At 33.1% G+C, this 26,203-nt stretch carries 17 protein-coding genes and 1 tRNA gene; 4 read left to right on the top strand and 14 right to left on the bottom strand.

Annotated elements, in window-relative coordinates:
- The first annotated feature begins 18 nt into the window (after positions 1-18).
- The gene (locus VP395_RS14900; RefSeq protein ID WP_346242825.1) at positions 19-2,058 is read left to right on the top strand and encodes a ComEC/Rec2 family competence protein; all 2,040 of its coding nucleotides are present in this window, start codon (positions 19-21) and stop codon (positions 2,056-2,058) included.
- Between the two features lie 121 nt (positions 2,059-2,179).
- Here VP395_RS14900 and VP395_RS14895 read toward each other — a convergent pair whose 3' ends face one another.
- The 3 genes from VP395_RS14895 to VP395_RS14885 all read right to left on the bottom strand — a co-directional run bounded on the left by VP395_RS14895 (position 2,180) and on the right by VP395_RS14885 (position 6,106).
- The gene (locus VP395_RS14895) at positions 2,180-2,728 is read right to left on the bottom strand and encodes a thioredoxin family protein (RefSeq protein ID WP_346242824.1); all 549 of its coding nucleotides are present in this window, start codon (positions 2,726-2,728) and stop codon (positions 2,180-2,182) included.
- Between the two features lie 88 nt (positions 2,729-2,816).
- Positions 2,817-4,559 (bottom strand): peptide MFS transporter, encoded by a 1,743-nt coding sequence (locus tag VP395_RS14890; RefSeq protein ID WP_346242823.1) that lies wholly within the window; start codon positions 4,557-4,559, stop codon positions 2,817-2,819.
- Positions 4,560-4,564: 5 nt separating this feature from the next.
- Complete coding sequence (locus tag VP395_RS14885) at positions 4,565-6,106, bottom strand: peptide MFS transporter (RefSeq protein WP_346242822.1); 1,542 nt, start codon at positions 6,104-6,106, stop codon at positions 4,565-4,567.
- Positions 6,107-6,320: 214 nt separating this feature from the next.
- Here VP395_RS14885 and VP395_RS14880 point away from each other — a divergent pair, with 214 nt between their 5' ends.
- The gene (locus VP395_RS14880; protein WP_346242821.1) at positions 6,321-7,649 is read left to right on the top strand and encodes a hydroxymethylglutaryl-CoA reductase, degradative; all 1,329 of its coding nucleotides are present in this window, start codon (positions 6,321-6,323) and stop codon (positions 7,647-7,649) included.
- A 3-nt stretch (positions 7,650-7,652) separates the two neighbouring features.
- On the top strand, positions 7,653-8,591 hold the full coding sequence (locus tag VP395_RS14875; RefSeq protein ID WP_346242820.1) for a GYDIA family GHMP kinase: 939 nt from the start codon (positions 7,653-7,655) through the stop codon (positions 8,589-8,591).
- 290 nt (positions 8,592-8,881) lie between these two features.
- Here the strand turns inward: VP395_RS14875 and VP395_RS14870 are convergent, their stop codons facing one another.
- From VP395_RS14870 to VP395_RS14825, 10 genes are all read right to left on the bottom strand, one after another.
- Positions 8,882-10,663: an L-fucose isomerase gene (locus VP395_RS14870; protein ID WP_346242819.1), complete on the bottom strand. Its 1,782-nt coding sequence runs from the start codon at positions 10,661-10,663 to the stop codon at positions 8,882-8,884.
- Positions 10,664-10,690: 27 nt separating this feature from the next.
- Positions 10,691-12,169, bottom strand: a complete 1,479-nt coding sequence (locus VP395_RS14865) for a sodium:solute symporter family protein (protein WP_346242818.1) — start codon at positions 12,167-12,169, stop codon at positions 10,691-10,693.
- 91 nt (positions 12,170-12,260) lie between these two features.
- Complete coding sequence (locus VP395_RS14860) at positions 12,261-13,199, bottom strand: dihydrodipicolinate synthase family protein (RefSeq protein WP_346242817.1); 939 nt, start codon at positions 13,197-13,199, stop codon at positions 12,261-12,263.
- 223 nt (positions 13,200-13,422) lie between these two features.
- Positions 13,423-15,552 (bottom strand): peptidylprolyl isomerase, encoded by a 2,130-nt coding sequence (locus tag VP395_RS14855; RefSeq protein ID WP_346242816.1) that lies wholly within the window; start codon positions 15,550-15,552, stop codon positions 13,423-13,425.
- Between the two features lie 213 nt (positions 15,553-15,765).
- Positions 15,766-17,055 carry a hemolysin family protein gene (locus VP395_RS14850; RefSeq protein ID WP_346242815.1) on the bottom strand — a complete coding sequence of 430 codons (1,290 nt, stop codon included), beginning with the start codon at positions 17,053-17,055 and terminating at the stop codon, positions 15,766-15,768.
- Positions 17,056-17,250, bottom strand: coding sequence for a hypothetical protein (locus VP395_RS14845; RefSeq protein ID WP_346242814.1), 195 nt, complete (start codon positions 17,248-17,250; stop codon positions 17,056-17,058).
- Between the two features lie 157 nt (positions 17,251-17,407).
- The gene (lptC, locus tag VP395_RS14840) at positions 17,408-17,962 is read right to left on the bottom strand and encodes an LPS export ABC transporter periplasmic protein LptC (RefSeq protein ID WP_346242813.1); all 555 of its coding nucleotides are present in this window, start codon (positions 17,960-17,962) and stop codon (positions 17,408-17,410) included.
- Entirely contained in the window at positions 17,962-19,344 is a 1,383-nt protein-coding gene (locus VP395_RS14835; protein WP_346242812.1) for a tetratricopeptide repeat protein, read from the bottom strand. Before VP395_RS14835 ends, lptC begins: the two co-directional genes overlap by 1 nt.
- A gap of 18 nt (positions 19,345-19,362) precedes the next feature.
- Positions 19,363-20,676: a BamG family beta-barrel-assembly machinery protein gene (gene bamG, locus VP395_RS14830; RefSeq protein ID WP_346242811.1), complete on the bottom strand. Its 1,314-nt coding sequence runs from the start codon at positions 20,674-20,676 to the stop codon at positions 19,363-19,365.
- On the bottom strand, positions 20,673-21,404 hold the full coding sequence (locus VP395_RS14825) for a type III pantothenate kinase (protein ID WP_346242810.1): 732 nt from the start codon (positions 21,402-21,404) through the stop codon (positions 20,673-20,675). The genes bamG and VP395_RS14825 overlap by 4 nt, the downstream gene beginning before the upstream one ends.
- 182 nt (positions 21,405-21,586) lie before the next feature.
- Here VP395_RS14825 and VP395_RS14820 point away from each other — a divergent pair.
- Positions 21,587-21,659, top strand: a tRNA-Phe gene (locus VP395_RS14820).
- Positions 21,660-22,166: 507 nt separating this feature from the next.
- Here the strand turns inward: VP395_RS14820 and VP395_RS14815 are convergent.
- Positions 22,167-25,874: an Eco57I restriction-modification methylase domain-containing protein gene (locus tag VP395_RS14815; RefSeq protein WP_346242809.1), complete on the bottom strand. Its 3,708-nt coding sequence runs from the start codon at positions 25,872-25,874 to the stop codon at positions 22,167-22,169.
- Between the last annotated feature and the right edge of the window lie 329 nt (positions 25,875-26,203).

The raw sequence follows: 26,203 nt of genomic DNA, 5'->3' as shown, positions 1-26,203 counted from the left end.
TTATATATTAGAGTAGTTATGCAACTACTCAATTTCACCATAATAAAACTAAGCATTTGTCTTATTACAGGCATTATTATTGGCTATTTTTTCAGTATATCTTTACATCTAATTTTGTTTTTAACAGGTTTAAGTTTGGTGTTTTTACTGATGCTTTACTTAGTTTCCAGAAAACAATTCATTAAAACTGTTTGGTTTGGTGTTTTCAGTTTTATTACGATGATTTTTGTTGGAATACTTGTAACCAATCTTCACAACGAAAAAAATCACTTTAAGCATTATACCCATCAACTTTCAAGAGAAAAAGACTCTTTAAAAACCATCACATTTAGAATTCGGGAGGTTTTAAAACCAGGCACTTACTACGACAAATACATTATTGATTTATTAGAAGCTAACAGCACTAAAGTTTCAGGAAAATCGCTTTTGAACATTCAAAAAGACTCGTTCACAAAACCTTTAAACGTAGACGCTATTTTTATTAGCAAAACAGCATTTAAAGATTTAATAAATCCGTTAAATCCAAATCAATTCAACTATAAAACCTATTTAGAAAAAAAATTTATCTATCATCAAATATTTACTTCGGAAACATCTCTTTTCAAAGTAAAATCAGATAAAACAACTCTATTTGGAATAGCTAACAACATCCGAAATCACATTAATGAAAAGCTAAAAAACCACCATTTTAAACCAGATGTATTAGCCATTATAAATGCACTTTTATTGGGGCAACGACAAGATATTAGCGAAGAAGTTTACACAAGCTATACGAATGCTGGCGCTATACATATTTTAGCCATTTCGGGCTTACATATTGGTATAATTTTATTGATTTTACAATATGTTTTAAAACCAATAGAACGTATTAAATATGGTATTCTTATTAAAACCATTCTACTTGTAATGATTTTGTGGAGTTTTGCCATTATCGCAGGTCTAACTGCTTCGGTAACCAGAGCCGTAACCATGTTTAGCATTGTAGCCATTGCGTTGAACTTAAAAAGACCAACAAACATTTATAACACGCTATTTATATCTATGCTTGTTATCCTGCTTTTTAAACCTATGTTTTTGTTCGATGTGGGGTTTCAATTAAGTTATTTAGCAGTTTTTGCTATTGTTGCTATCGACCCATTATTGTACAAATTATGGAACCCTAAAAATAGAATTATAAAATTTTATTGGCATACACTAACTGTAACTGTTTCGGCGCAATTTGGTATTATTCCTCTTAGTTTATATTATTTTCATCAATTTCCTAGTTTGTTTTTTCTATCGAACTTGGTTATCATACCACTTTTAGGAATTATTTTAGGCTATGGAATAGCAATAATGCTTTTATCTGTTCTAAATATTTTGCCTCAATTTTTAGCAACCATTTACGGATACATTATCAGTTTTATGAATGCTTTTGTGGGATGGGTTTCTAAACAGGAATCGTTTCTATTTAAAGATATCCCGTTTAGTATTTTATACGTTTTTGTTTCTTACCTATTTATTATAGCACTGATTAGATTTTATATGAAACGAAATTATGCTTCGCTAAAATTATTTTTAATCACCATTTTAATTGGACAATGCCTTATTATTTACACCACTTATGAAAGACCAAAAAATGAATTTATTGTATTTCATAAAAGTAGATATTCTCTTTTGGGAAATACTTCAAATAATAAAATTACTATTGCCTCTGATTTTGACAGTATAACTGAATCAAAAAATAAAATAGTTAAAGATTACACCGTTGGAAACCATATTAAAATCATTAAAAAAGACGTGTTTAAATCCGCCTACTTACTCAATAACAAAAAGGTTTTAGTAGTGGATAGTTTAGGTGTTTACAACATAAAATCGTTTCAACCAGATTATGTTTTATTAAGACAATCTCCCAAAATTAATTTGAATCGTTTAATAGATTCCATCCAACCAAAGCACATTATTGCTGATGGTAGTAATTATAAGTCGTACATAGAACATTGGGAAGCTATTTGCAAAAAAAGAAAGCTCCCATTTCACCAAACGAGCAAAAAGGGAGCTTTTGTTATTGAGTATTGATTTAAAATTCAGGTTTCAACTTTAGCTTACCATGAGCATTGCTTCAAAACAAAATACATTTTGTTTTGAAGGTAGTGAGCGAAGCTCAACGAAAGGCTCAACCTAATATCTTAGAATATATTTAGCCCTTAAACTCTGGTTTAAAAGCTGTGTAATAAGCGTTAAATTTTTCTTGTGTATCTAAACTTGTGTGCTCATTTGCTTTAAACATTTTTAAATACAATTCTAATTGTGTTGGTGTTTGATACCCTCTTATAGGGGCAATAACATCTCCTTTTTCATCCATAAAAACAATGGTTGGAAATGCTTGAATTTGTAGATAGCGAGACAGTTCGTGTGAAGAATTACGTCTATTAGCTAATTCTGGCTTATATCCTGGATTAGAAAATGTTTTACCCTTATAAGCAACATTGTCATTTCCTTCAGCATTAAACTTAACAGCATAATAATTTGCGTTTACATATTTCGCCACATCTGGATTTTGAAATGTATTTTTATCTAACATTTTACACGGTCCACACCAACTGGTGTAAACATCCATCATTATTTTTTTAGGATTTTTCTTTTGAAGTTCCATCGCTTTTTCAAGCGTCACCCAATTTATCTCTTGTGCTACACTACTAACAGATGCTAAAACAGCAAACATTAATACATATAAAATTCTCTTCATAATTCACTTTTTGCAAAAACTAATATCGAACTTACAAAAAATGCGCCAAAAACGGCGCATTTTGAATATTTTTTAACTTTTTATTCGACTAACGAACTCCGTGCATTAATTTTTTAATGATAGGTTGAAATAAAATGGCTACTACTCCAGCAATAACAGATATAATTGTCAATATCCAGAAAAAATAACTGATACCATTTTCATTGGCAATTTTATCAACATTTTCACCAAATACGCCAGCTCCTTTCATTCCAATAGCAATAGCTAAATACCAAACGCCAAACATAAATGCAATCATTCTCGCTGGCACTAATTTACTAACATAAGACAACCCTACTGGTGAGATACATAGTTCTCCCATAGTATGGAATAAATACACCAAAATCAACCAAATAATACTTACGGAAGCTGTTTTGGCACCAGGTTCTATGCCCATAGCCCCAAAAGCAACACATGCCATTCCTAATGCAAGTAAAAACATACCAATACCATACTTTCCGTTTGCAGAAGGATTATATTTACTCTCCCACCATTTTGAAAACAAAGGAGCTAATGTTATTATAAACAAGGAATTTAAAACACTAAACCAAGACGCTGGAATTTCAAGCTCTTTATCATTTAATTGATCTAATAACATCCAAATAGCAATACCCCAAACGATTACAAAACTTAGACTTAAAACCAAATTCGCCCATCTATATTTGACAAATGTTTGCTTAAAAAGCAAGAACAAAACCCAAGTAATAATTCCAAGAGGGATAATAGTCATGCACGCATTTACAATTCTAAATATAGTAGCTGAAGACCCATCTAAAGTTCTATCGGTATAATCTCTAGCAAAAATGGTTAAAGTTCCTGGTGACTGTTCAAAAATAGCCCAAAAGAAAACCGACAGGAGCGCAAAAAAAGTAACGGCAATTAATTTCTCTCTTGTTATTTTTGAATATTGCGTAAATCTATAAATTAGCAGTATTAGAAATAAAACAAGAGCAGTTACTATTGCTATATTATTTCCATTTTTACCTAAAAATGAAAACACATTAACCTCTCCATTAGAAATTGTTGTTGTTGGTGCATTTAAAATCCATAACAATCCTAAAACCACCATTAGAACAATCAATCCTAATTGCCACGAAGTAAATGGAACTCTTTTATCAGTATCTTTTGATTCAATTGAGTTTTTATCCTCTTTTATAGGTTTCAATCCTATATCACCAAAAATATTTTGAGCTAGCCAAAACTGGATTAATCCAAAAAACATAAATATACCCGCTAATCCAAATCCTATACTCCAACCTACGCGCTCACCTAAATAACCACAAAGCAAAATTCCTAAAAATGCTCCTGCATTAACTCCCATGTAAAAAATGGTATAAGCCCCATCCTTTTTCTCTTGTCTATGTTTATACATTTCTGAAACAATAGATGTCATGTTGGGTTTAAAAAAGCCGTTACCTATTACCAATAACCCTAACCCTAAGTAAATTGACCATTGAGTTTCAACAGCCATAGAGGCATGACCCAAGGTCATTAATAATGCTCCAACTACTACTGCCCAACGAAATCCAATTATTTTATCTGCAAAATAACCACCCATCATCGTTGATAGATACACTAACCCCACATAAGAACCAAATAATGCCATGGCATGTTCACGTGGCCATCCCCAACCTTCATCTAATAATGAAGCTGTTAAAAACAACACTAATAATGCACGCATTCCATAATAGGAAAAACGTTCCCACATTTCGGTAAAAAACAATACAAATAAACCTGCTGGATGTCCTAAAACGGTACTTTTAAAAAATTGATCGGTTGAATTCTCAGTCATAATATCTAGTTATTTAATTCTTTATCTACGCCATGCATCAACTTTTTGATTATTGGTGAAAGTATTAAAAGTAATGCCCCAAAACCTAACCCTGTATAGAATAAATATTCAAAAAGTTTAAGATAACTCTGTTTTGCTATACTTAAATCTGGTGCTTGACCATTCGTGGTGTCAACAGATGCTATATTAGCTAAAATAGATGCAATAAATTCAGAACTAGCTGTGGCTAAAAACCAAACACCCATCATAAATCCAACAATTTTGACTGGTGATAATTTTGTTACTGCCGATAATCCTACAGGTGATAAACAAAGTTCTCCACAGGTATGTAAAAAATACGTTATTACTAACCAGTAAATAGCCACCTTACCCATTTCAGAAGCATTTATTCCCATCACCAATGAGCCAAAACCTAAACCTACCAGCATTAATGCCAAAGAAAATTTTACTGCTGTATTTGGATTATATTTCCCAAGTTTTACCCATAACCAAGCAAAAACTGGTGCTAGCAAAATAATAAATAAAGCATTTAGGCTTAAGAAAGTTCCAGCTGCTATTTCTCCTCTATCTAAAATGCGGTCTGCAAATAAGTTTAATGATGTATAAGCCTGTTCAAATAAAGCCCAAAAAATAACAGTAAAAACAATCAAAATAGTTAAAGCTATTAATCGCTCTCTTGCCACTTTATCTAACTGTGTTACTGCATAGTAAACAATATAAACAAACGAAGCAGCACCTGATATTATCAATAAATTTTGAACCACACTATGACTCTGCACCATTTGCCAAACAACTAAAGTTGCCAACACGCTTAAGCCATAGATAAGCCATTCGTTTTTAATACCTATCGTTTTTTTATTTAGTAATTCTGGCACATTAGACTCTCCTTTACCCAACAAATGTTTCTTACCTGATATAAACGTTAACAATCCAAAAAACATACCAACACCAGCTGCACCAAACCCATAACTCCAACCATAGGCTTCTCCTAACCAAACACAAATGATGGTAGCCAAAAATGACCCAAGATTTATTCCCATGTAAAATATAGTGAATCCAGAATCTCTACGTTTATCACCTTCATGATACAATTCTCCTACTAAAGACGATATATTAGCTTTTAAAAAGCCTACCCCCAAGATGATAAAAGCTAAGGATAAATAAAATACTTGAAGCGCAAAATTATCTCTTACAATTTCACCTGTAACCGATTGTGTAGCTGCATTGCCTTCATAAGCCATACCAGCATGCCCTAAAACTAGCATAATACCCCCAAAAACTATAGCTTTTCTAAAACCCAAATATTTATCAGCCAAAAAACCACCAACCACAGGAATTGCGTAAACTAAAGCAGCATAACTTCCTATTAATAAATTACCATCAACATCTGTAAATAAATGATACTTAGTTAAATAAAAAATCAAAAGAGCTTTCATTCCATAAAATGAAAATCGCTCCCACATTTCAGTAAAAAACAAGATAAATAACCCTTTCGGATGTCCAAATATTTGTTGCTGTTCTGGTTTACTTATAGTAGAATCTGACATATAATTGTTATTAATTAAAGCTTATAGCCTAAAAAACAAAACCTTATTGCATTAAAATAATCTTGCTAATTTCAATCAATCGTTGCGGTTTTGTTAAAAGTTTTCAAGTTTACTAAAAATTCTTTAAAAAACACTAAACATTAACAAATAAAAACAACTAGATTCTTATAAAAAAAGGATGTAGTATCTTTGTCTAATAATTAAACCTAAACTCATGTGCGCCTCTATTTCTGGTTTTTCTAAACTATCAAAATCCAAAAAAATTGATTGGATGGTTGAAACCTACTTTTCTAATGCTGAAGAAACAAAAAATGTTTTAAAACAGTACTGGAATACCAACGAAAAGCTTCAACAATTACACGACGAGTTTATTGAAAACACCATTACCAATTATTATTTACCACTTGGCGTTGCGCCTAATTTTTTAATAAACGGAAAATTGTATACCATACCAATGGCTATTGAAGAAAGTTCGGTAGTTGCCGCAGCCAGTAAAGCAGCCAAATTTTGGATGGATAGAGGCGGATTTAAAACCCAAGTAATCTCTACCAACAAAATAGGGCAAGTACATTTTATGTATTATGGAAATCCTGAAACACTCAAAAATTATTTCAACCACATTAAATCCCAACTTATTGCCGATGCTAAACCCATTACCAAAAACATGGAAAAGCGCGGTGGTGGTATTTTAGATATTGAATTACGTGACAAAACTCAAGACATAAAAGGTTATTACCAACTGCATGCATCGTTTGAAACTTTAGATGCCATGGGTGCGAATTTTATAAATTCCTGTTTAGAACAATTTGCAAAAACTTTTAAAACGGAAGCTTTAAGTTTTAATGCATTTTCAGCTGAGGAAAAAATCATTCAAATAGTAATGAGCATACTTTCCAACTATGTTCCAGATTGTTTAGTCCGTGCCGAAGTAAGTTGTAAGGTTGAAGATTTAAATGAAGATAAAACTATTTCTGCTAAAGAATTTGCGACAAAATTTATACAAGCTGTAAATATTGCAGAAGTTGAACCCTACAGAGCCGTTACCCATAATAAAGGTATTATGAATGGTATTGATGCCGTAGTTTTAGCTACCGGTAACGATTTTAGAGCAATTGAAGCCGGTGTGCATGCCTACGCTTCAAGACATGGCAAATACAGTAGCTTATCTCATGCTAAAGTTGAAAATGGCATATTCACTTTTTGGATGGAAATTCCATTGGCATTAGGAACTGTGGGAGGACTTACAGGATTACATCCTTTGGTAAAATTATCATTAGAATTATTGCACCACCCAACAGCCAAAGAACTCATGCAAATTGTTGCCGTTGCAGGTTTAGCACAGAACTTTGCCGCTTTACGCTCACTTACAACTACAGGTATTCAACAAGGGCATATGAAAATGCACTTAATGAATATTTTAAATCAGTTTAACGCCACAGATACTGAAAAAGAAACCCTAACCGAATATTTTAAATTGAATTCTGTAACGCACAGTGCTGTTTTTGAAGCTATTGAGAATTTACGAATGAAGATTAACGATTAACGAATGCAGAAGTTTTATAGTAACGGAAAACTTTTAATTACAGGTGAATATGTAGTGCTTGATGGTGCTTCATCACTCGCATTACCTACAAAATTTGGGCAATCCCTAAAAATTGAAACGATAACCGAATCTAAAATTGTTTGGCAAAGTTTTGATGAAAAAGGAAATATTTGGTTTGAAGACAGATTTTCTTTTGATGAGATTGCTTCGGGTTTTAAAAACCCTCGCAATGACGTTTCAAAAAGAATCATTCAAATTTTAGAGGCTGTAAAAACATTGAATCCAGATTTTTTAAACTCAAAAAACGGTTTTAAAATTTCAACACATTTAACGTTTCCTAGAAATTGGGGATTGGGAACTTCTTCAACCTTAATAAATAATATAGCGAATTGGGCATATGTTGATGCTAACAAATTATTAGAAAAAACTTTTGGTGGTAGTGGATATGATATTGCTTGTGCACAAAACAATTTCCCAATAACGTATCAATTACTTAATAATGTGATTTCTCGCGAAGCTCGAAATGACAAAAAGAGAATTATTGAAAAAGTAAATTTCAATCCAAGTTTTAAAGAACACATCTATTTTGTCTATTTAAACAAAAAGCAAAACAGTCGTGATGGTATTGCGAATTATAAATTGAATAAAGGTAATATTGCTTCTTCAATTTCTGAAATTAATAATATTACCAACAAAATTATTGAATGTTCTAGTTTGATGGATTTTGATTATTTAATGAATCAACATGAAACTATTATTTCAAAAATCATCAAGCAGCAAACAGTTAAATCTCTTTTATTTAATGATTTTAATGGAAGTATAAAAAGTCTTGGTGCTTGGGGTGGCGATTTTATTTTAGCAACTTCGGCAGAAAATCCAATTGCTTATTTTAAAGAAAAAGGGTTTGACATTGTGATTCCTTATGATGGCATGGTTTTGTGATTTTTTATAAATTCTATTTAGCCCAAAAAGAGACTGTCTAAAAAGTCAAAATAAGTTGTCATTACTTAACCTTTACAATTACGAACGTAATAAAGCAATCTGTTTATTGATTTTCAATAACTTAAAGATTGCTTCGTACCTCGCAATGACATAAAATAATACTTTTTAGACAGTCTCTTTTTTTGGTCGCGTTAGGGATTGCAGTGGAAAGCCCGCAGCGACCCCGACGCTTCGGGGGAGCGAGGACTTGTAACGTAAAGCCCGCCCCTTGTGGTAACGCCCAAAATATATTATCCGTAAAGTGCTTTATAGGTTGCGCATGCCCTATAATCGGACGATTCTTTGTCCATACCAAACGATGCCCATGCACTAGGACGGAAAATTTTATCTTCATCAATATTATGCATATTCACGGGAATTCGTAACATAGATGCCAGTGTAATTAAATCGGCGCCAATGTGCCCATATGTGAACGCACCATGATTCGCTCCCCAATTTGCCATAACACTATACACATCTTTAAATGCACCTTTACCAGTTAAATTTGGCACAAACCAAGTGGTAGGCCATGTGGGATTGGTACGCTCGTTAATGGTATTATGAACATCTTCTGGAAGTTCTATGGTTTTGCCTTCGGCTATTTGTAGTACCGGTCCGACACCTTTTACAATGTTAATACGACACATGGTAACGGGCATATCGCCTTTGGTTTTAAAGGTTGATGAGTAACCGCCACCTCTAAAATACTCTAACATGCCTGGTCCCCAAGTAGTGTTTTCTAAACATTTTTCGACTTCATTTTCGGTGATATCCCACCAAGGTTTCATGGCTGGTTTGCCATTTATGGTTTGTTGCCCCGTACCATCTAAAGCAGAGGCTCCTGAATTTATAAGGTGAATAAAGCCATTTGCAGCATCTCCTGTTAAAGTGTGTCCTGTTACGCGCTTTACGGCTTCTGGACTCCAATAGGTACGCACATCACTAAAAATTTGCGCTGCACCTGTTAGTAAATGTCCAAATAACATGGAAATTCCATTTAAACTATCGTTTTCGGTAGCAAACATAAAGGGTTGGCGGATGCCATTCCAATCAAAAGACGAGGCTAAAATGGCTTCCATAAAATCGCCATTCGGGAAATGGTCTGTCCATTGGCGCTGCCCTTGGAAACCTCCTGAAATGGCATTTCTACCTAAAGCTTCTTCGGCATAACCTATGTCTTTTAATTTAGGATTGCCAATCATTAAATCGCGACCTATTATTGCCATTTTCACAACAAATTCCCAATCTTTGTCTAAGGCTTCACGCGATTTTAATTTTTCTGATGGATTGTAATTTTTGCCTTCTTTACATTTTTCTTTTGCCCAAGCTAAGGCTTTTCCATATTCTTCTTTATCATAAATTTCTTGTTCAATTCTACGAATGAATTCAGACATATCGATGTTTTCACAACGCATGCCTAAGTAACTTTCGAAGAAATTAGGGTCTAAAATAGAACCCGCAATTCCCATAGACACTGAACCCATTGATAAATACGACTTACCTTTCATAGTAGCTACTGCTAACCCCGCTTTTCCAAAAAGCAATAGTTTTTCTTGAACATCTTCAGGAATACTCGTGTCGTTGCTATCCTGAACATCTCGACCATAAATACCAAATGCAGGAATGCCTTTCTGGTTGTGTCCTGCCAAAGCTGCCGCTAAATACACAGCACCAGGGCGTTCAGTACCATTAAAACCCCAAATGGCTTTTGGAAGTGTTGCATCCATATCGATGGTTTCGCTACCATAGCACCAACAAGGTGTTACCGTTAAACTAACACCAACCCCTTCTCTTGAAAATTTATCGGCAGAAGCTGCTGCCTCGGCAACACCTCCTATACAGGTGTCGGAAATAACACATTCTACAGGACTGCCATCGGCATGTCTTAAATTTTTAGACAAGAAATCGGCTGCTATTTTTGCCATATTCATCGTAGAAACCTCTAACGATTCTCTCACACCGTCCAATCTGCCATCAATTACAGGACGAATGCCTATTTTAGGTAGATGCCCTATTAAGTTTTTAAAATTCATCTTTATATAGTTTATTCAATATTAAAATTAAGAGAGTTGATTTTTAGGCTGCATAAGCATCGACACAAAAAAGCCAACTAGAAAAATGGCAATGGTTCCAAATACTATGGTTAAATAAGTGTGAAATGATGCCCCTATTGCATCTTTTCCAAAAATGGTTTCAGAAAAAGTTAACCAAAGAATAACTAATATACCCGAAATCATACCAACAATAGCGCCTTTCACATATTTGGTTTTAGTAAATATGCCTAAAAGAAACAACCCTAACATACCACCACTAAAAATTGAAGATAATTTCCACCAAGCATCTAAGGCGCTTTTTACATTAATCATGGCAATTCCAATACCTATTCCTATAACACTTATTATTAATGATGATGTATAAAGCACTTTCATACGTTGTTTATCACTTGCGTCTTGCTTAAAATATTTATTGTAATAATCGGTTAGAAATACAGTAGCGGAACTATTGAAACTTGTAGAAATGGTACTCATACCTGCCGCGAAAATAGACGCAATCATTAAGCCGGTAACTCCAGCAGGAAGCGCACTCACAATAAAATGAGGAAATACTCTATCGGCTTTACTAATATCTTGCAATGTTTCGGGAAGCACTTCTGCCGAATTATAATATGCAAAAAGAGCCGTTCCAATAAAGAGAAATAATGCCGAAATTGGCAAATAAATTAACCCTCCAATTAACGCTGAACGCTGTGCTTCCTTATCCGATTTTAAAACCATGTAACGCTGTACATAATTTTGATCGATTCCAAAATTTTGAAGATTTATAAAAACCCCATAAACCAAAACCACCCAAAACGTTGGTTTACTTAAATCTAAATCGAAACTTCCTAAACTAAACTTATTATTCTCAGTAGCTATACTGAATATTTGCAAAGGCCCTTCGGGCATACTGAAAAACATAAAACCAATACAAACCAAAGCTCCTACTATTAAAATAATACCCTGAATAGCATCTGTCCATAACACCGCAGTAATACCGCCTAGCATGGAATAAACTGCCACAATTAAGCCAGTAAATACTATAATAGTGGCAATGTCCCAACCTGTTATAGCATTCAAGGTTAGTGCCAGCAAATACAAAATAGTACCGATACGCATCAATTGGGTTAATAAATAACAAACTGAAACATAAATACGTGCCCAAGGCCCAAAACGCTGTTCCATAAAGGTATAAGCTGAAGGACTATTAATTTTTCGGTACAATGGCACAAAATATTTAACCGCGATAAGCGTTGCTATAGGCAGCGATAAACTAAAAACCAAGGCATTCCAGTTAGACTGAAATGCATTTCCGGGCAACGCCAAATAACTAATGCTACTTACAAAAGTTGCGAAAATAGACATGGTTACAACCCAGCTAGGTATATCGTTATTACCAGTGGTATATGATGAAGATGTTCGGTTTTTATTAAAAAAAGAACCCCCAAAAAGTGCTATACCACCTATATAAACAAAAAAAACGATGAGATCAATAGTATTCATTAATTCAATTTTACTTAGTTATGTAGGCAGGTATTATATAGAAATCGGCTTTTTAAATAGTTTAAATTGGTTAGTTTTAAACTGCAAATAATTATAACACTTTGTTCAATTCTATTTCAATTCTTTTGATGTTTTTAACAACTTCATTCATCTCCTTTTCATCAAAACAACTAAATGGCGGGGCGATATGAGATTGTATAATCCCTAAAGCAGACAAAGCTCCTTTAACACCTTTAAGATAACTAGAGCCATAAGACCCTAACGTATAAATACTAGTTGTAATATCCATTACTAAAGCTTGTAATTCTTCAATACGTTTTAAATCTTTAGCTATGGCAGCATTGTATAAAGCTACATAAAGTTTGGGAAACATATTAGCACCACCATTAACACCCCCTTTTCCTCCCATTAATATGGTTTCGGCTGTAATTTCCTCAGGCCCAACAATTAGCGAGAAACCTGGTTTGGATTTCAATAAAAAACATAAGTTTTGAAAATAAACCGTATTTGCAGAACTATCTTTTAAACCCACAATATTGGAATGTTCAGACAAACGAACTACTGTTTTTGCATCAATATTTATTTTTGTATGCGATGGCATGTTATACAGAAAAAGTGGCAAAGGAAGTGAGGATGCAAGTCTCCAATAGTATTTATATAATTCCTCCTGACCTAAACCATAATAATATGGTGGTGCTGCCACTACGTATGAAGCACCTGCTTTTTTTGCAATGGATGCTAATTGTATACTTTCTTCAATAGATGTATCTGTAATGCCTACAAAAACAGGAATTCTGCCATTAACAATCTTACAACTTTCATTAATAAGCTTTTCTCTTGTTTTATAACTCAAGCTTGTTGACTCTCCTGTAGTTCCTAAAACAAACACCCCATGTACGCCACCAGCAATTATATGTTCTAGTAGGTTATTCACCCCTTTTGAATCTAATGAAAGATTGTCGGATAATAAGGGTGTTACCATGGGCGGTATGATACCTCCCACTGCTGTGTTGTTAGTTTTTATTGACATTATACTTATTATTTTTAAAATCTAATAAGTAGCTAAGGTTTATAATTTAATAACAAAACAGTGTTATTTTTAATCGATGGTCAATTTTATAAACCTATTAGTTTTTTATAATCTTTTCTAGACATTGCCCTAAAATTTTAAGCGAAACTTTATCCAAACAAAAAGGAGCAAACTTAATTTGCTCCTTTTTAAATATTTTAAAAATTTTCTACTTGAAAAAGTCTTATTGAATTTGATTTTTAGCTCTGTTATCTTCAATGTCAGCAGTTTCTTTTAATGCATTATAAAGTTTTGAAGAAACTACATTCAATTTTTGTTGTTCTACTCTATTTGCTACTGCTTGATAGCTATCTAATTTAACTGCTGGTGTTACTTTTACAACTTTAACCATAAAAACACCATTAGCACCATCTATTAATTTAGAAGTTTTCCCTTCTTTTAATCCGAAGGCAGCACCTACTACTAAAGGCTCTCTTCCCGCACCTGTAATCATTGGGTTTTTCATGTTAACAGCCAATGCTGTTTGCACGGTAGTATTTTGAGCTTTAGCCAACGCTTCTAATGTAGTTGCAGACACTTTACTTCTAATTAATGCCGCTTTCTTTTCTTTAAGAACAATTGGCATAACCGTAGCTTTTGCATCTTCAACAGACATTAAACCTTCTTCATGCTTTGCAACCAATTGGGCAATAACGTACCCATTAGGTATGTTAAAACGTTTAATATCGCCAACTTTAGCACCATCTTCAAAAGCCCAACGAACAATAGGTCTTTGGCTTCCAACTCCAGGTATGTTTTCATCTAAAATTTTCATACCATTTACAGGTCGTACTTCGTACTTTTTCTCTTTAGCAGCCGCTTCAAAATCCTTTTTCTCAACAGCAATTTCAAAATTAGAAGCTTCTCTAAATATTTTATCAACAGTTGCCTCAGACGGCTCTATTTTTCTGGCAAGTGTTGCAACTTGTACCGCTCTTTTTTTATCTTTTTGTCCTTCAATTTCTATAATATGAAAACCGAAAACTGTTTTTACTACACCTAAATCACCTACGCTACCTTCAAATTCGAAATCATTAAATTCTGGCACCATAGAATTGTAAGCATGCCAATCGTAACGCCCTTCGTTTTGAACACTTCCTTGATCAGATGAAAATGCTGTTACCAATTCTGGAAACTTACTACGGTCTCCTTTTAAAACCGCTAATAAACTATCGGCAGTGACTTTAGCTTGCGCTTCAGTTTGCTTAACTTCTGGAGTTGCACTTTGAGAACCAATAAATGGAATTAAAATATGTCTTACTTTTGCAGAATCTGGTATTTGTTTAACAGCTACTACTTTAGAAATTTTATAGTACCCACTTTCTTTATATGGCCCGTAAGTTTGGCCTTCACTTAAATTGAAAATACTATCGGCAATTGCTGATGCCATTGCAGATTTAAACACAAAACGCTTATCGAATTTAATGTCTGAATTGTTATTAACAAAACTTTCGTTGTTGGTAGTGTTTAAGAAACCAATAATTGTTTCGTTCGCTTTTGAAACATCGTTATACTCTACTTTGTCTTTTAAAAGCCCTTTTAAGTTTGCTTTTATAGTATTTTCGTCTACCTCTGAAGCGACTTCATTAAATTGAACAAACTTGATATCTCTAGACTCTTTTACTTCAAATTGCTTTTTGTGTTTGTTTATATAATCTGAAATATCAGAAGTTGAAACTTTTACTTTGCTATCTTCAATTGAAGAATAAGGAATTTGAACAAATTGAATATCAACTTTATTACCTTCCAATTTATGCTCTAATTCACCCTCTTTAAGTGTTGCTGTTAAACCCGCTCTAACCATGTTAAAGTAGTTTTGTTGCAAAGTGTTTGCAGCGATAGATTTTTCGTAGTTTATCCAAGCTTGGTAACCTTCCGCAGAGGTTTCTTTTAAGTTGGCGATATATTCGTTTAATTTATTTTCATCAAACACTCCTGCTTCATTTAAAAACTCAGGACTGGTACCTAATGCCGATTTTAAAGCATCTCTCATTTGGTCTTTTTCAATAGAAATACCTAGTTTTTCAAACTGGTTTTCCATAATGGCTTGTCTAACTTCCTGTTCAAAAACCTGGTTAATAATTTGCGTATTAGAGGCACTTGGTCCTGCTTGACGTTGTGCTGCTTCAACTTTCTGCATAAAGTCTTCACGGGTAATGTCTTTACCGTTTATGGTTGCAACTACATTTTGAGAACTTGATGAAAACGAACTACCGCTTTTAAATAAATCTGCTAATACAAAAGAAAATAACGCTAACGCTATTACAATGATTAAGAATAGGGAACGTTGTCTTATTTTATTTAAAACTGCCATTTGAAATTATTTTTTAAAAAAATCTGTTGTTAAGTTGGTTGCCAATTGTTACTTGACAAAATATCGTGGGCGAAAATACTATTTTCTATTTAATAATAAAAGCGTTATTCTTTATTTATGAATTACGATTTTAGAATTATGGTTTTTAGAAAAATTAATAACTTGAGACTTTAAAATTCGTAAATCAAAAATCAGTAAATCGTAAATCAAAAATTAATTTTCATCTAAAATCCTCATCTCCACAAGGTCTATTTTAGTATTAGATACCTCTAAAATCGTAAAACCAAACGTATCGATTTTTACCACATCGTTTTGTGCAGGAATTTCTTCGGTATGGTTTACAATTAACCCCCCTAAAGTTTCATAATTCTCGCTTTCTGGAAGGTTAAGCTTATAGGTTTCATTAATATAATCAACTTCCAATCGTGCTGAAAATGTGTAGGTTCCATCTTCCAGTTTCTCTTCTATTAAATCAACTGTATCATGTTCATCTTCAATCTCACCAAACAGCTCTTCAACAATATCCTCAACCGTCATAATACCAGAAGTACCTCCGTATTCATCTAAAACCACAGCTATACTTTTTCTTTTTTTAATAAGTACATTAAGTACATCTTTTATAAGAACTGTTTCAGGAACGTATTCTACTGGAAGCATCATTGCTTTAATGTTTTTAGGTTTTCTAAACAGCTCAAAAGAATGTACATAGCCTAAAATATCGTCAATAGTATCTTTATAAATTAAAATTTTGGTAAAACCTGTTTCTGTAAACAGCGTATTGAGCGATTTAATGGAATCGTTAATTTCTATAGCTGTTATTTCGGTACGGGGCACCATAACTTCACGGGCTTTAACTTCAGAGAACTCTAAAGCATTTTGAAAAATCTGTATTTCAGAATCTACATAATCATGTGCTTCTACCGATTCCATTTGCTCGCTAATGTAATTGCCCAATTCCACCTTAGTAAATGCCAGTTGTATTTGGTCACCTTCCGTTTTAAAGATATGTTTCAACACAAAATCTGAAATCCAAATAACAAAATCTGAGATAAAAGTAAATAGCATATAAAACCCATAAGCAGGAATTGCCAGTGCTTTAATTAGGTAATTGGCATATATTTGAAAAAATACTTTAGGAAAAAATTCGGCAGTAATCAAAATAACAAGTGTAGAAATTACGGTTTGGGACAACAAACTAAAGTCGGTTAACATTAAGTCTAAAAAACCATATGATGTTGGTACCATAGATTGAAACCAATCAACCAACAAATCGCCCATAAAAAACCCATAAATAACCAGTGCTATATTGTTTCCAATAAGCATGGTTGCGATAAATTTTGAGGGTTTTGCGGTAAGCTTGGTTAAAACTTTTGATAGGATACCTTCTTGTTTTTTCTCAATTTCAATATGAATTCTGTTTGAAGACACATAAGCAATCTCCATACCCGAAAAGAAGGCAGATAGAATTAATGATACAATAATGATGATGACACCAATACTCATTTATTTTGATTTATTAGTATTATCGTATCTTTTAGCAAATTTTCTTCTAAAGAAATACATAAAAACAGCTAATGCAGCCAACCCAAGTGAAACATAAGCACTATTAGTGCCGTCATTCCATTTTGTAACGCCATCATAAATAAATAGTGCAGCAAAAACCAAATAGGCGTATTGAAAAATTTTAGAATATTTCATGTGTTTTTTATTTGTTTTTTAATGGTCACACGGTACATCCTAGCATAATTATTCCCTTGGGAAGCAAAAACTTGCCTTGGATGTTTCATGTGTTTATTTTATTTGTAAAGATAATTAAAATTGAAGAATGGGGGTTTTTAAATTAATTTGAATAAAATTAATCTCCTACAGTAATGATACCGGTAACCTCTAGCACTTCTGCATTGGTAAATTTAGAATTAGAATCAAAACCATTACCATTTATAATATCGGTTTCGGTTTTAAATGTCACCGGCTTATTGGTAAACAACCATTCCTTTTTCTGATCGTAATATAATTGTTCGGTTTTTAAAACCCTATTATCCGCAGTTGTAATAATAACATTTCCTTGCAAGTCTAAAAGATCTGTTTGGTCATAAACAATAGCATAATTGGCAACCACAACACTTTTTTTATTTTGTTCGTCAAATAAATTTAAGGTAATACCTTCTGGGAACTCGTTATAAGGAAAGTCTCTATTAGTGAAATCCAGCATTTTAGGGCTTAACAAATTGGCGGTAACCCTACCGGAATCGGTATGTTTTAAGTTAATATTTTCGGCTATACCAATGGGTTCATTTTCGGAAACACCTATTTTTTGAACCTGGTCAAAACTGTCGTTACATGAAAAAAACATAGTCATCACAAAAAGGATGACTATGTTTAATATATTATATAAACTTATGTTTTTCATTAAATTTTTGGCACAGTAACCGAAGCGCCTATCCAACAACCAATTTTAATTACTTGACCTGAACAACCACAGGTAAAAATATCAGATTTTGATGGTGCTTTTGATAAATAGTTTGCTGCAGATTGTGCCGATGCACCCGATAATTTTGAATCTACACGTGCTGCTTTTTGAGCTTCATCAGCCGCTAACCAGTACACAGCTCTTTTATTAAAATTAGTGTCTCCACAATCGTTAGCACTTGCTGCATACATAGCTGCAATAGACAGATAAGGGCGTCCGTTTGATGGATTTAACCTTAATGCTTCTCTAAAGAACGTTCTTGCTTGTGAATAGCTTCCTTTAGATTTAAGTTTTAAAGCAATTCTATTATTAAGACTTGACTTTTTAAAGTTATCGGTTTCTAACTCTATAGCTTGTTTGTAAAAAGCAATTGCTTCGTTAGATTTATTTTCTTTATCTTTTAAAATCCCTAAGTAAAATGCCGAATTAGCCGATGGACTTAACTCATGGTAAGCATTTACTAACTTAAAGAATAATGGATCGTCTGTACATTCTTTTTCAGACATTTTTCCCGCAGCTCTTTGTAACCAAACAGCATTCCCTTTATTCTCTTCAAAATTCTTTTGGTATAACGGAATTAATATACCACAGTTTGCTCTGGTACCCATTTTTTCGTCTATACCCGCAGAAATTTGATCGTAAGCCGCCAAATAACTTTCGTAATACGCTTTATATTGAGACTCTTTACTAGTTAACTCTGTACCTGCAGTTTCTTTTTCAATAAGTACGTTAAGACTTTCAGAGTAGTTTTTAACTTCTTCTTCTACTTTCTCAACTATATCATCATATTTATTAAATAAATCTTCAGCAGGTTTCTTACCAGCATCAAACAAATCAACCATTAAAGAAAAATAAGTATACAAACTTTGTGGGTTCGTAAATGTTTTTTTGTCCAATTTGTATGCGGTATCAAAAGCAGCATACAACTCTTCATTCGTTTTTTTTAATAGCGCTCTATTGTCGTACATTAATTGCCCCGTTTGTGCACCATACTCACCTTTTGGGGTTTTACTAGCAAAATGCTCGCCTCTTTCTGCCCAAAGCTTTATTAAATCATTAATATAGGTTGCTTTATCTGCACCTGTAGCTTTTTCAATTTTATCTGTTAAAATTTTCTCACCATCAACATATATGGCATTATTAAACTTAGGGCATTTACTTCTTACGTCCATCCAAGGTTGGTAAGCTGCATCGTAATTTTTAGCCTTCACATATTCATGGAATATAGAAAGTTTTGTCATACACTCTTCATCTTGCTGTGCAAACCCTATATTTAAACCAATAAATAATGCTGCTAGTAATATTGTAATTCTTGTTTTCATGATAATAATGTTACGCTGTTAGTCATATTTTCTTTTCTGAAACCATCTATCGTTCAAAGATAAACTTATTTGGAAATTTATAAAATTCTCTTGTATTAAATTACTGTTTGTTGTCCCTCTTTTTCCTAGTTCTAAACCTAAGTTGGCATTAGAGAAAAAACTACCAACCGGTAATCCTACACCAAAAGACATGCCAAACTCGTTTATCGATTCATTTTCTATATTTAAACCTGTGTTTTCAAAATGTATACCCGCTCTATAAACGGCACGTTTAAAATAACTTGTAAATGAATTGTATTGAGGAATGTAAAACCCTCCTATAGATACCGATGTTGCATTTTCATATTTAACAGCTGTACTTGTATATAAATCATTTGAAAAATCGCTAGTTTTTTGATATTCAGATTCCACACCAACAAACCATTTTCTTGGTTTACCAATACCTGCTCCTATCGAGAATTTAGATGGTAACACCAAATCAGTTTCTAATAATCCTAACGCCTCTAAATCTGTTCCAACAGTATTGTAAACGGTCTCTGTTCCTGTAGATGAAACTATCACTGTTGAAATAGATCTTTCGTTTTTTGAAGCAAGATTACTTTTAGGAGTATATGTTAACCCAGAAACCAATTCTAAATTATCGCTTACCATGGTTTTGTATGACAATCCTAAATCTACATTCAATCCACTTAAATCAGACCTATTATTTTCCCTAGTTTGATATTGTGTAAAATTGCCATCATCATCGTAAGAGAAGGCTATACTGCTGTTTTGAATATTCCCAAAATTGTACTGCGCATCAATACCAACGCTTAGTCCATCTGTAATTTGATACCCTAAGCCTAAAAATGCCTTGTTTAGCCCGCCTTCACCTTTAAACCTGTTTGATATTCTTCCATCATTATAATTAGCATCCAAAGATTCTAGTTTATAACCCACTGCCGAGTAAGGCAATAAACCAAAACCAAAACCAAATTTCCCTATTGGTACAGATAGTGCTAAATAATCAAACGTGGTTGAACTCGCTTTTGCAGTTCCTGAATTACTTTTTAAATTCACATCAGAATAAGTGCCTCCTACAGTAAACTTTACGGGCCTGCTTTCCCCCCCCAACATATCAAGGTTTTTTCCGGCATACCCTGCAGGGTTCCTTAAATTAATATGTATACTATCTGTATAAATACTTAACCCCCCCATACTTCGGTTCTCGACTGTACCTTTAAATTTCAAACTACCAATACCGTAAAAAGAGTAAGGTGAGGCAGTCCCCTGTTGTGCGTAACTATTAACTGCAAAAACTGCAATAAAAACCAATACAAGTTTTTTAATCATTCGTTTGAATTAAATTGTAAAATAAAGTTCAGTCCTTCTAAAAGAAAATTAGAAGTGGCAAATATGCTACTTTTTAATTGTTTAGACAAGAAATTACTATCGCCTCCTGTTAAAATAACTGTTAAATCTGAATATTTTTCTTTGTACTCCTCTATAACTCCGTCCATTTCTTTTAAAACACCATGAACTATGCCCGAATGTATGGATGATTTAGTTGAATTTCCAATAATACTATTTGGTAATTCCGTATTTAATAACGGTAAATTTGCCGTTAAATTATGCAGCGATTTGTAACGCATACGCAAGCCAGGAGAAATAGAGCCACCAAGGTATTCGTTTCTATTGTTTATAAAATCGTAGGTAATACAAGTTCCTGCATCAATAATAAGTACATTATTATTGGGATAGTTTTTAACAGAAGCACTTACAAGGGCTATTCTATCAACCCCTAATGTTTTGGGTGTTTTATAAAGACTCGTATAAGGCAGTTTTGTATTAGAATTCAAAATTAATAAATTAAAGTACAAACCAATAACTTTAATATCTGTTTCACTTAATGCACCAACGGATGAAACAATGGTTTTCTTAATAGTATTAAATGTGCTTTTAATAGCTTTAATACGCTCTAAAATTAAATTCAGCTCAACTATTTCTGTGTGCTTAATCTTGCCGCCATCAAAAACGGCTAATTTCACAAAAGAATTTCCTACGTCAATAATTAAATTCATAATACTTATAAAAGTCCAAATTTACAAAACGATAAATAATATCTATTCGCATTTAACTTATTATATTGATAATAAAACACATGTGCCCAACAAAATAAAAAAACTTAAAATAAGATACATTTTTTGTAAATTTATCTTGCTGAATAACAAAAATCAATATATATTTGCAACCGCTTTGGCGAGGTACCTTAGCTCAGTTGGTAGAGCAAAGGACTGAAAATCCTTGTGTCCCTGGTTCGATTCCTGGAGGTACCACAAAAAAATCCCGAAACTTTTAAGTTTACGGGATTTTTTGTTTTATAACAATTTTTAAGAATTATTATGGCAAGTTTTTATGAAAAATAAAAACCGCGCTATCCGTTAAATCTTTTTATTACGTATTACCAAAACCAAACCATATACTAATCTGCTATTTAATAGACTTAACTCAAACAAAGTTTTCTTTTTAAACCATAAAAAGGATATCACTTCTATCGCTCTTGCAAACTCTAATCAACAAAAATTGAGAAGTTTTGGTGTACTGTGTTTTTTTGTTTTAATAAAGTTTCTTTAAAAAATGCTATTAAACGTGAGTTCGATATAAAATTTATTGATATCATAGAAAAAGCCAATAAATTCAACGTATGTCACCTTAAGCGCAGTCGAAAGGTTTATGATAATAGTAAATTTCTTAGGTCTCGACTGCGCTCGACCTGACAAAAAACAATTTAAGTTTCTTATAATCGAATAAAAAACAGTTCATGTTATACCGAACTTACGTTATTAACTATTTTCTACAATTTGTATTTCATCATCAGTTAAACCATATAATTGATAAACCATTGTGTCTATTTCTTTTTCGGTTTGGGTAATTTGGGTTTGCAACGTTTGGGCTTTTTTCTTGTTATCCTCAAAAAGTTCTAACCATTCAAACTCGTCTTTTTTAGTTAGTGCTGTACCGCCTTCTTTTTTAATGGCTTTATTGAGTTCGTTTATAAAGTCTGAAAAGTCTAATTCGTGCCAGTTTTCGAGTTTTTTATTAGTTGAAAGATTCGAGACTTGTGATTCAAGGTACTTTACAAATTGTTTTATACTTTGATTAAATAGAAAAAACTTATCTTGAATTTTGTCAACAGAATTCTCAAGTTCTACAGAATTCAAAGACGCTGGGATTGGGAACTCCTTTAACCAATGTAATCTTATTTGAGGAAATGTTTCTTTCCTTGAAAACGCATTTTCCCTTAATAAGAAATTGGCGAGTTTTGAATTTAAAATTGCTAAAAGCGAATTTAATTGAAATTTATCATCTTCGATACCAAAGCTAAAGAGACTTTGTTCGTGGAAATAATTACTTCTATCTAAAGTAGCTACGATTTGGTTACCTGTTTTTCGAATCAGAATTTTAGGTCTTAAGAACATTGATTCTTCTCTTAATCTAATATCAGTGGCTTTATGACTCTCAATTTTGGCCTTATCTCTACAACAATACAAACCACTCCATTCTAAAATGTAACGGTCTATATCTTTCCCTAAAAGCATTGGACTAAATGATTCATCAACTTTAATATTTTGAAAAGCAAATAATTTTGCAGGACCAACTACTTTCACTCCATCACTCCATTTCCCAATAGATTCTAAAGTTATACTATCTGTGTTTGCCTTTAAAACAACTTTTGTAGAATCTTTATCACTACTTATTGGAACCGTAAATGTCTTTTTTTCTATTTTATCATAGTCTATTTTTAAAATATTCGTGCTTTCATTTAGCAAAGCCCTTGATAGTAAAAAATCTATGTTCTTATTACTTATTCCAAGGCTAATTATAAAAACAATTGAATCAACTGACGCATCTTCAAAAACATTTTTTCCCAAAAAAACAATCTCCGATAATTCATTATTAGAAAGAACCAATTTTCTTAATTTTGTCGCTTGGATTATTGATAGCCAAGTTTGTGGAGTAATAAGTGCAATATAACTATTCTTCGGTTTTGCCAGTGATAAACATTTTTCTATAAATAATTGATATAATTCAAATTTACCTTCAGAAGTTGAATACATTTGCTTTACATACTTTTTTTCAATTTCGTTTATGGAAGAACTTCTTCCAGCATAAGGTGGATTCCCAATCACCACATCAAAACCACCTTTACTTTGGTCTTTAAAGGCATCATCAAGTGTGGTACAAAAGCCATCAATAATATCGTTTATAGCTCTAGAATGTTGAGGGAGTTCATGTTTGCTTCGGTTGTGTTCTATATAGGCAATTGCCGTTGCCAAATGTGCTTGGGTCTCAACTGGTTTGGTATAATACTTTTGAGACCAAAAAGGTTTGTGCTTTTCATTTTGTGTAGTTTCCCCTATTTCAATGGGCTCAATCTCCTTGGAAAGTGGTGTTTTATCCTCAATCCCAAGGGGCTTAAGCCCCTTGGGTACTTCCATTGAACGCCCTACCACAAAAGATGTTCTGCCTTTAACCTTTTGCATAATACCAGGTATTTCTGCCTCTTCACATACCAATAACAGATGTATATGGTCTGCACAAATATTATAAGCCAGTACTTTTAATGAATCTTCTTTAACAATTTCCGCTATGGTTTGGGTAATTAATAAATCACCTTCTGGTGTAAAATAAATAACATTCGGATAAGGATTAGTTCCATTATCTCTGCGCTCTCTGGCTTTATACTTAACCATCCGTTCCGATGTTCTGCTATCGTGTATAGATGTTGTAATATGAAACGCCCTCGTATCTTTTGCTTTAAACACTTTAGGAAACTCCGTTTCCCAATTAAAGGCTTTATCGCCCGCAACCGCTTTACTGTCTATTAGCGAGTTGCCACATTTTATGTTGCTGCTTAAATCGTTCAATTTTCGGCGTGGTTGTGCAGTGCGTAGCCACAGCGAAAGTTTAGCAATTTCTACACTTTCCTCGTTTAAGTCTACACCATAAATATTGTTTTCTAAAATGGTGTTTTCAATATCGCTTAAAATAAGGCCTCCGCCCAATACTTTAGCTTTAAGTTCGTCTATGTAGCGGTGTTCTTTTATTAAAAAATCCAACGCTTGGTTTAAAAATGCCCCAGAACCACATGCTGGGTCGCAAATGGTTATTTGCAAAAGCCATGCTCTATAGGTATCCAACACGTCCAACAGTTGTATTTTGGTGTTTTGGTGTGTGCCTTTTTTAAGCTCGAAATAGGCTTCTTCTTTAAAACCTAATGCTTCTTTTTTCTCTTGGCAGAGTTTACCAACAGTATTTTCTACTATGTATTTGGTAATGTATTTTGGGGTATAGAATACGCCATCTTTTTTACGTTTGCTTTTTTGTTTATCGAACGCGCCACCTTCAATTTCGGCATTAACGCTTTCAATTTCATTCAACGAGTTTTCAAAAATATGTCCTAAAATATTAACATCTACCTGACTGCTAAAATCGTATTTAGCCAGTTTATAGGTGTGTTTGTAAAGCAATGCATCATCAATTTCCAAATCATCTAAAATGTTGTCTGGTTTAAATAAGCCACCGTTGTACGCGTAAATCTCAGCTCTAGAGGCAGTGCCTTTTCTTCCTTCATCTAAAAAATAAAAGTATTGTTTAAAAAGGTTGTATAGTGGGCGTTCATCACCAAAATCGATGTCGGCTTTCCACTTGTCTAAAATTTGTATGGTACTGTTTGGTGGTAATAAGTCTCTATCTTCTGCAAAGAAAATAAACAGAAAACGGTCTATTAACTTTTGAGATTTTTTAAAAAGAGAAAGCTTAACGTTCTTTTCGAGTGCTTTAAGTTCATCTGTATCATCTACCGTACCTGAACCGGCAACGTTTTGTTTTAAGCGTTTGGCATTACGTTTTACCAAATCTCTATAAAGTTCGCGCTTAAATACCGAATAGTCATTATAAAATTGTTTGGTAATTTTATCTTCTTCTACCAAAGAAGCTTCTTTTATTGTAAGTGGTAAATTATTTAAAATGTTATCTTTTTGCAAGCACAGGTATAATAACGCAAATTCCTCTGGAGCTAATTGAAACAGGTTGAACTCCAAAAACTCGGTAGCATCGTTAATATAAAAACGCAGCTTTTCAAAGTTAGAAGTAACCACATATACACAGCCTTTTTGGTTGGCTTTATAATCGAACGCTTGTTTACGTATACTTTCTAAATCTTTGGTATTGGTGCCTTTTAATTCTATAACACCAACAGCGGTATTATTTTTTAAAATAGCGCCATCTGCTTTACCCGCTCCTTTTTGGTTTTTAAATTCGGTGGTAATATTAAAGTTTGGCTTTGGGTTTAAAGTGTAATCTAGAATATTTACAAAAAGTTCGTCTAAAAATTTAGCTTGATACTGTTCTTCTTTAGAGTTTTTAATATTCTCTTGAATAACAGGATTATGAAAATACTTGATATACTTTTTATAAGCCCGTTCTATTAAAGAATGATCTTGTTGTGACAGATATGTTTTTAATACAGAAGTTTGGAATAAAGCCATAAATTTAATTACCAATAATGTGGTGGCTTAAAAGTAAGAAATCTCATGGAAAATAGATGAAACAAATGCTGAATATAATAGCAGTAATTAGGTTTTTAGTTTATTGGATAGAATCGTTTTTAAACTCGCGTAATTGACAACCCTATAAAAACAAAAAAACCCTTCATTTTTCCATATTTGAAATTAAAAGGAGGACAGCCAGTGGCTGTCAGGTATTTTAGCATCCATAAGGTTTACCACAAAAAAAATCCTCAACAAATAAATGTTGAGGATTAAAAAAGGCAACGACCTACTCTCCCACAATGCAGTACCATCGGCGCTAACGGGCT

The organism is Mariniflexile soesokkakense (genome assembly GCF_039650365.1).
Classification (GTDB): domain Bacteria; phylum Bacteroidota; class Bacteroidia; order Flavobacteriales; family Flavobacteriaceae; genus Mariniflexile; species Mariniflexile soesokkakense.
This window is presented reverse-complemented; position numbering and strand designations above follow the sequence as displayed.

Bases quoted from the DNA above. Each gene is read 5' to 3' on its own strand.
- VP395_RS14890 (WP_346242823.1), bottom strand. From the start codon at position 4,559: ATGACTGAGAATTCAACCGATCAATTTTTTAAAAGTACCGTTTTAGGA.
- VP395_RS14885 (WP_346242822.1), bottom strand. From the start codon at position 6,106: ATGTCAGATTCTACTATAAGTAAACCAGAACAGCAACAAATATTTGGA.
- VP395_RS14870 (WP_346242819.1), bottom strand. From the start codon at position 10,663: ATGAATTTTAAAAACTTAATAGGGCATCTACCTAAAATAGGCATTCGT.
- VP395_RS14850 (WP_346242815.1), bottom strand. From the start codon at position 17,055: ATGAGTATTGGTGTCATCATCATTATTGTATCATTAATTCTATCTGCC.
- VP395_RS14900 (WP_346242825.1), top strand. From the start codon at position 19: ATGCAACTACTCAATTTCACCATAATAAAACTAAGCATTTGTCTTATT.
- VP395_RS14880 (WP_346242821.1), top strand. From the start codon at position 6,321: ATGTGCGCCTCTATTTCTGGTTTTTCTAAACTATCAAAATCCAAAAAA.
- VP395_RS14875 (WP_346242820.1), top strand. From the start codon at position 7,653: ATGCAGAAGTTTTATAGTAACGGAAAACTTTTAATTACAGGTGAATAT.
- VP395_RS14855 (WP_346242816.1), bottom strand. From the start codon at position 15,552: ATGGCAGTTTTAAATAAAATAAGACAACGTTCCCTATTCTTAATCATT.
- VP395_RS14865 (WP_346242818.1), bottom strand. From the start codon at position 12,169: ATGAATACTATTGATCTCATCGTTTTTTTTGTTTATATAGGTGGTATA.
- VP395_RS14860 (WP_346242817.1), bottom strand. From the start codon at position 13,199: ATGTCAATAAAAACTAACAACACAGCAGTGGGAGGTATCATACCGCCC.
- VP395_RS14835 (WP_346242812.1), bottom strand. From the start codon at position 19,344: ATGAAAACAAGAATTACAATATTACTAGCAGCATTATTTATTGGTTTA.
- VP395_RS14825 (WP_346242810.1), bottom strand. From the start codon at position 21,404: ATGAATTTAATTATTGACGTAGGAAATTCTTTTGTGAAATTAGCCGTT.
- bamG (WP_346242811.1), bottom strand. From the start codon at position 20,676: ATGATTAAAAAACTTGTATTGGTTTTTATTGCAGTTTTTGCAGTTAAT.
- lptC (WP_346242813.1), bottom strand. From the start codon at position 17,962: ATGAAAAACATAAGTTTATATAATATATTAAACATAGTCATCCTTTTT.
- VP395_RS14815 (WP_346242809.1), bottom strand. From the start codon at position 25,874: ATGGCTTTATTCCAAACTTCTGTATTAAAAACATATCTGTCACAACAA.
- VP395_RS14895 (WP_346242824.1), bottom strand. From the start codon at position 2,728: ATGAAGAGAATTTTATATGTATTAATGTTTGCTGTTTTAGCATCTGTT.
- VP395_RS14845 (WP_346242814.1), bottom strand. From the start codon at position 17,250: ATGAAATATTCTAAAATTTTTCAATACGCCTATTTGGTTTTTGCTGCA.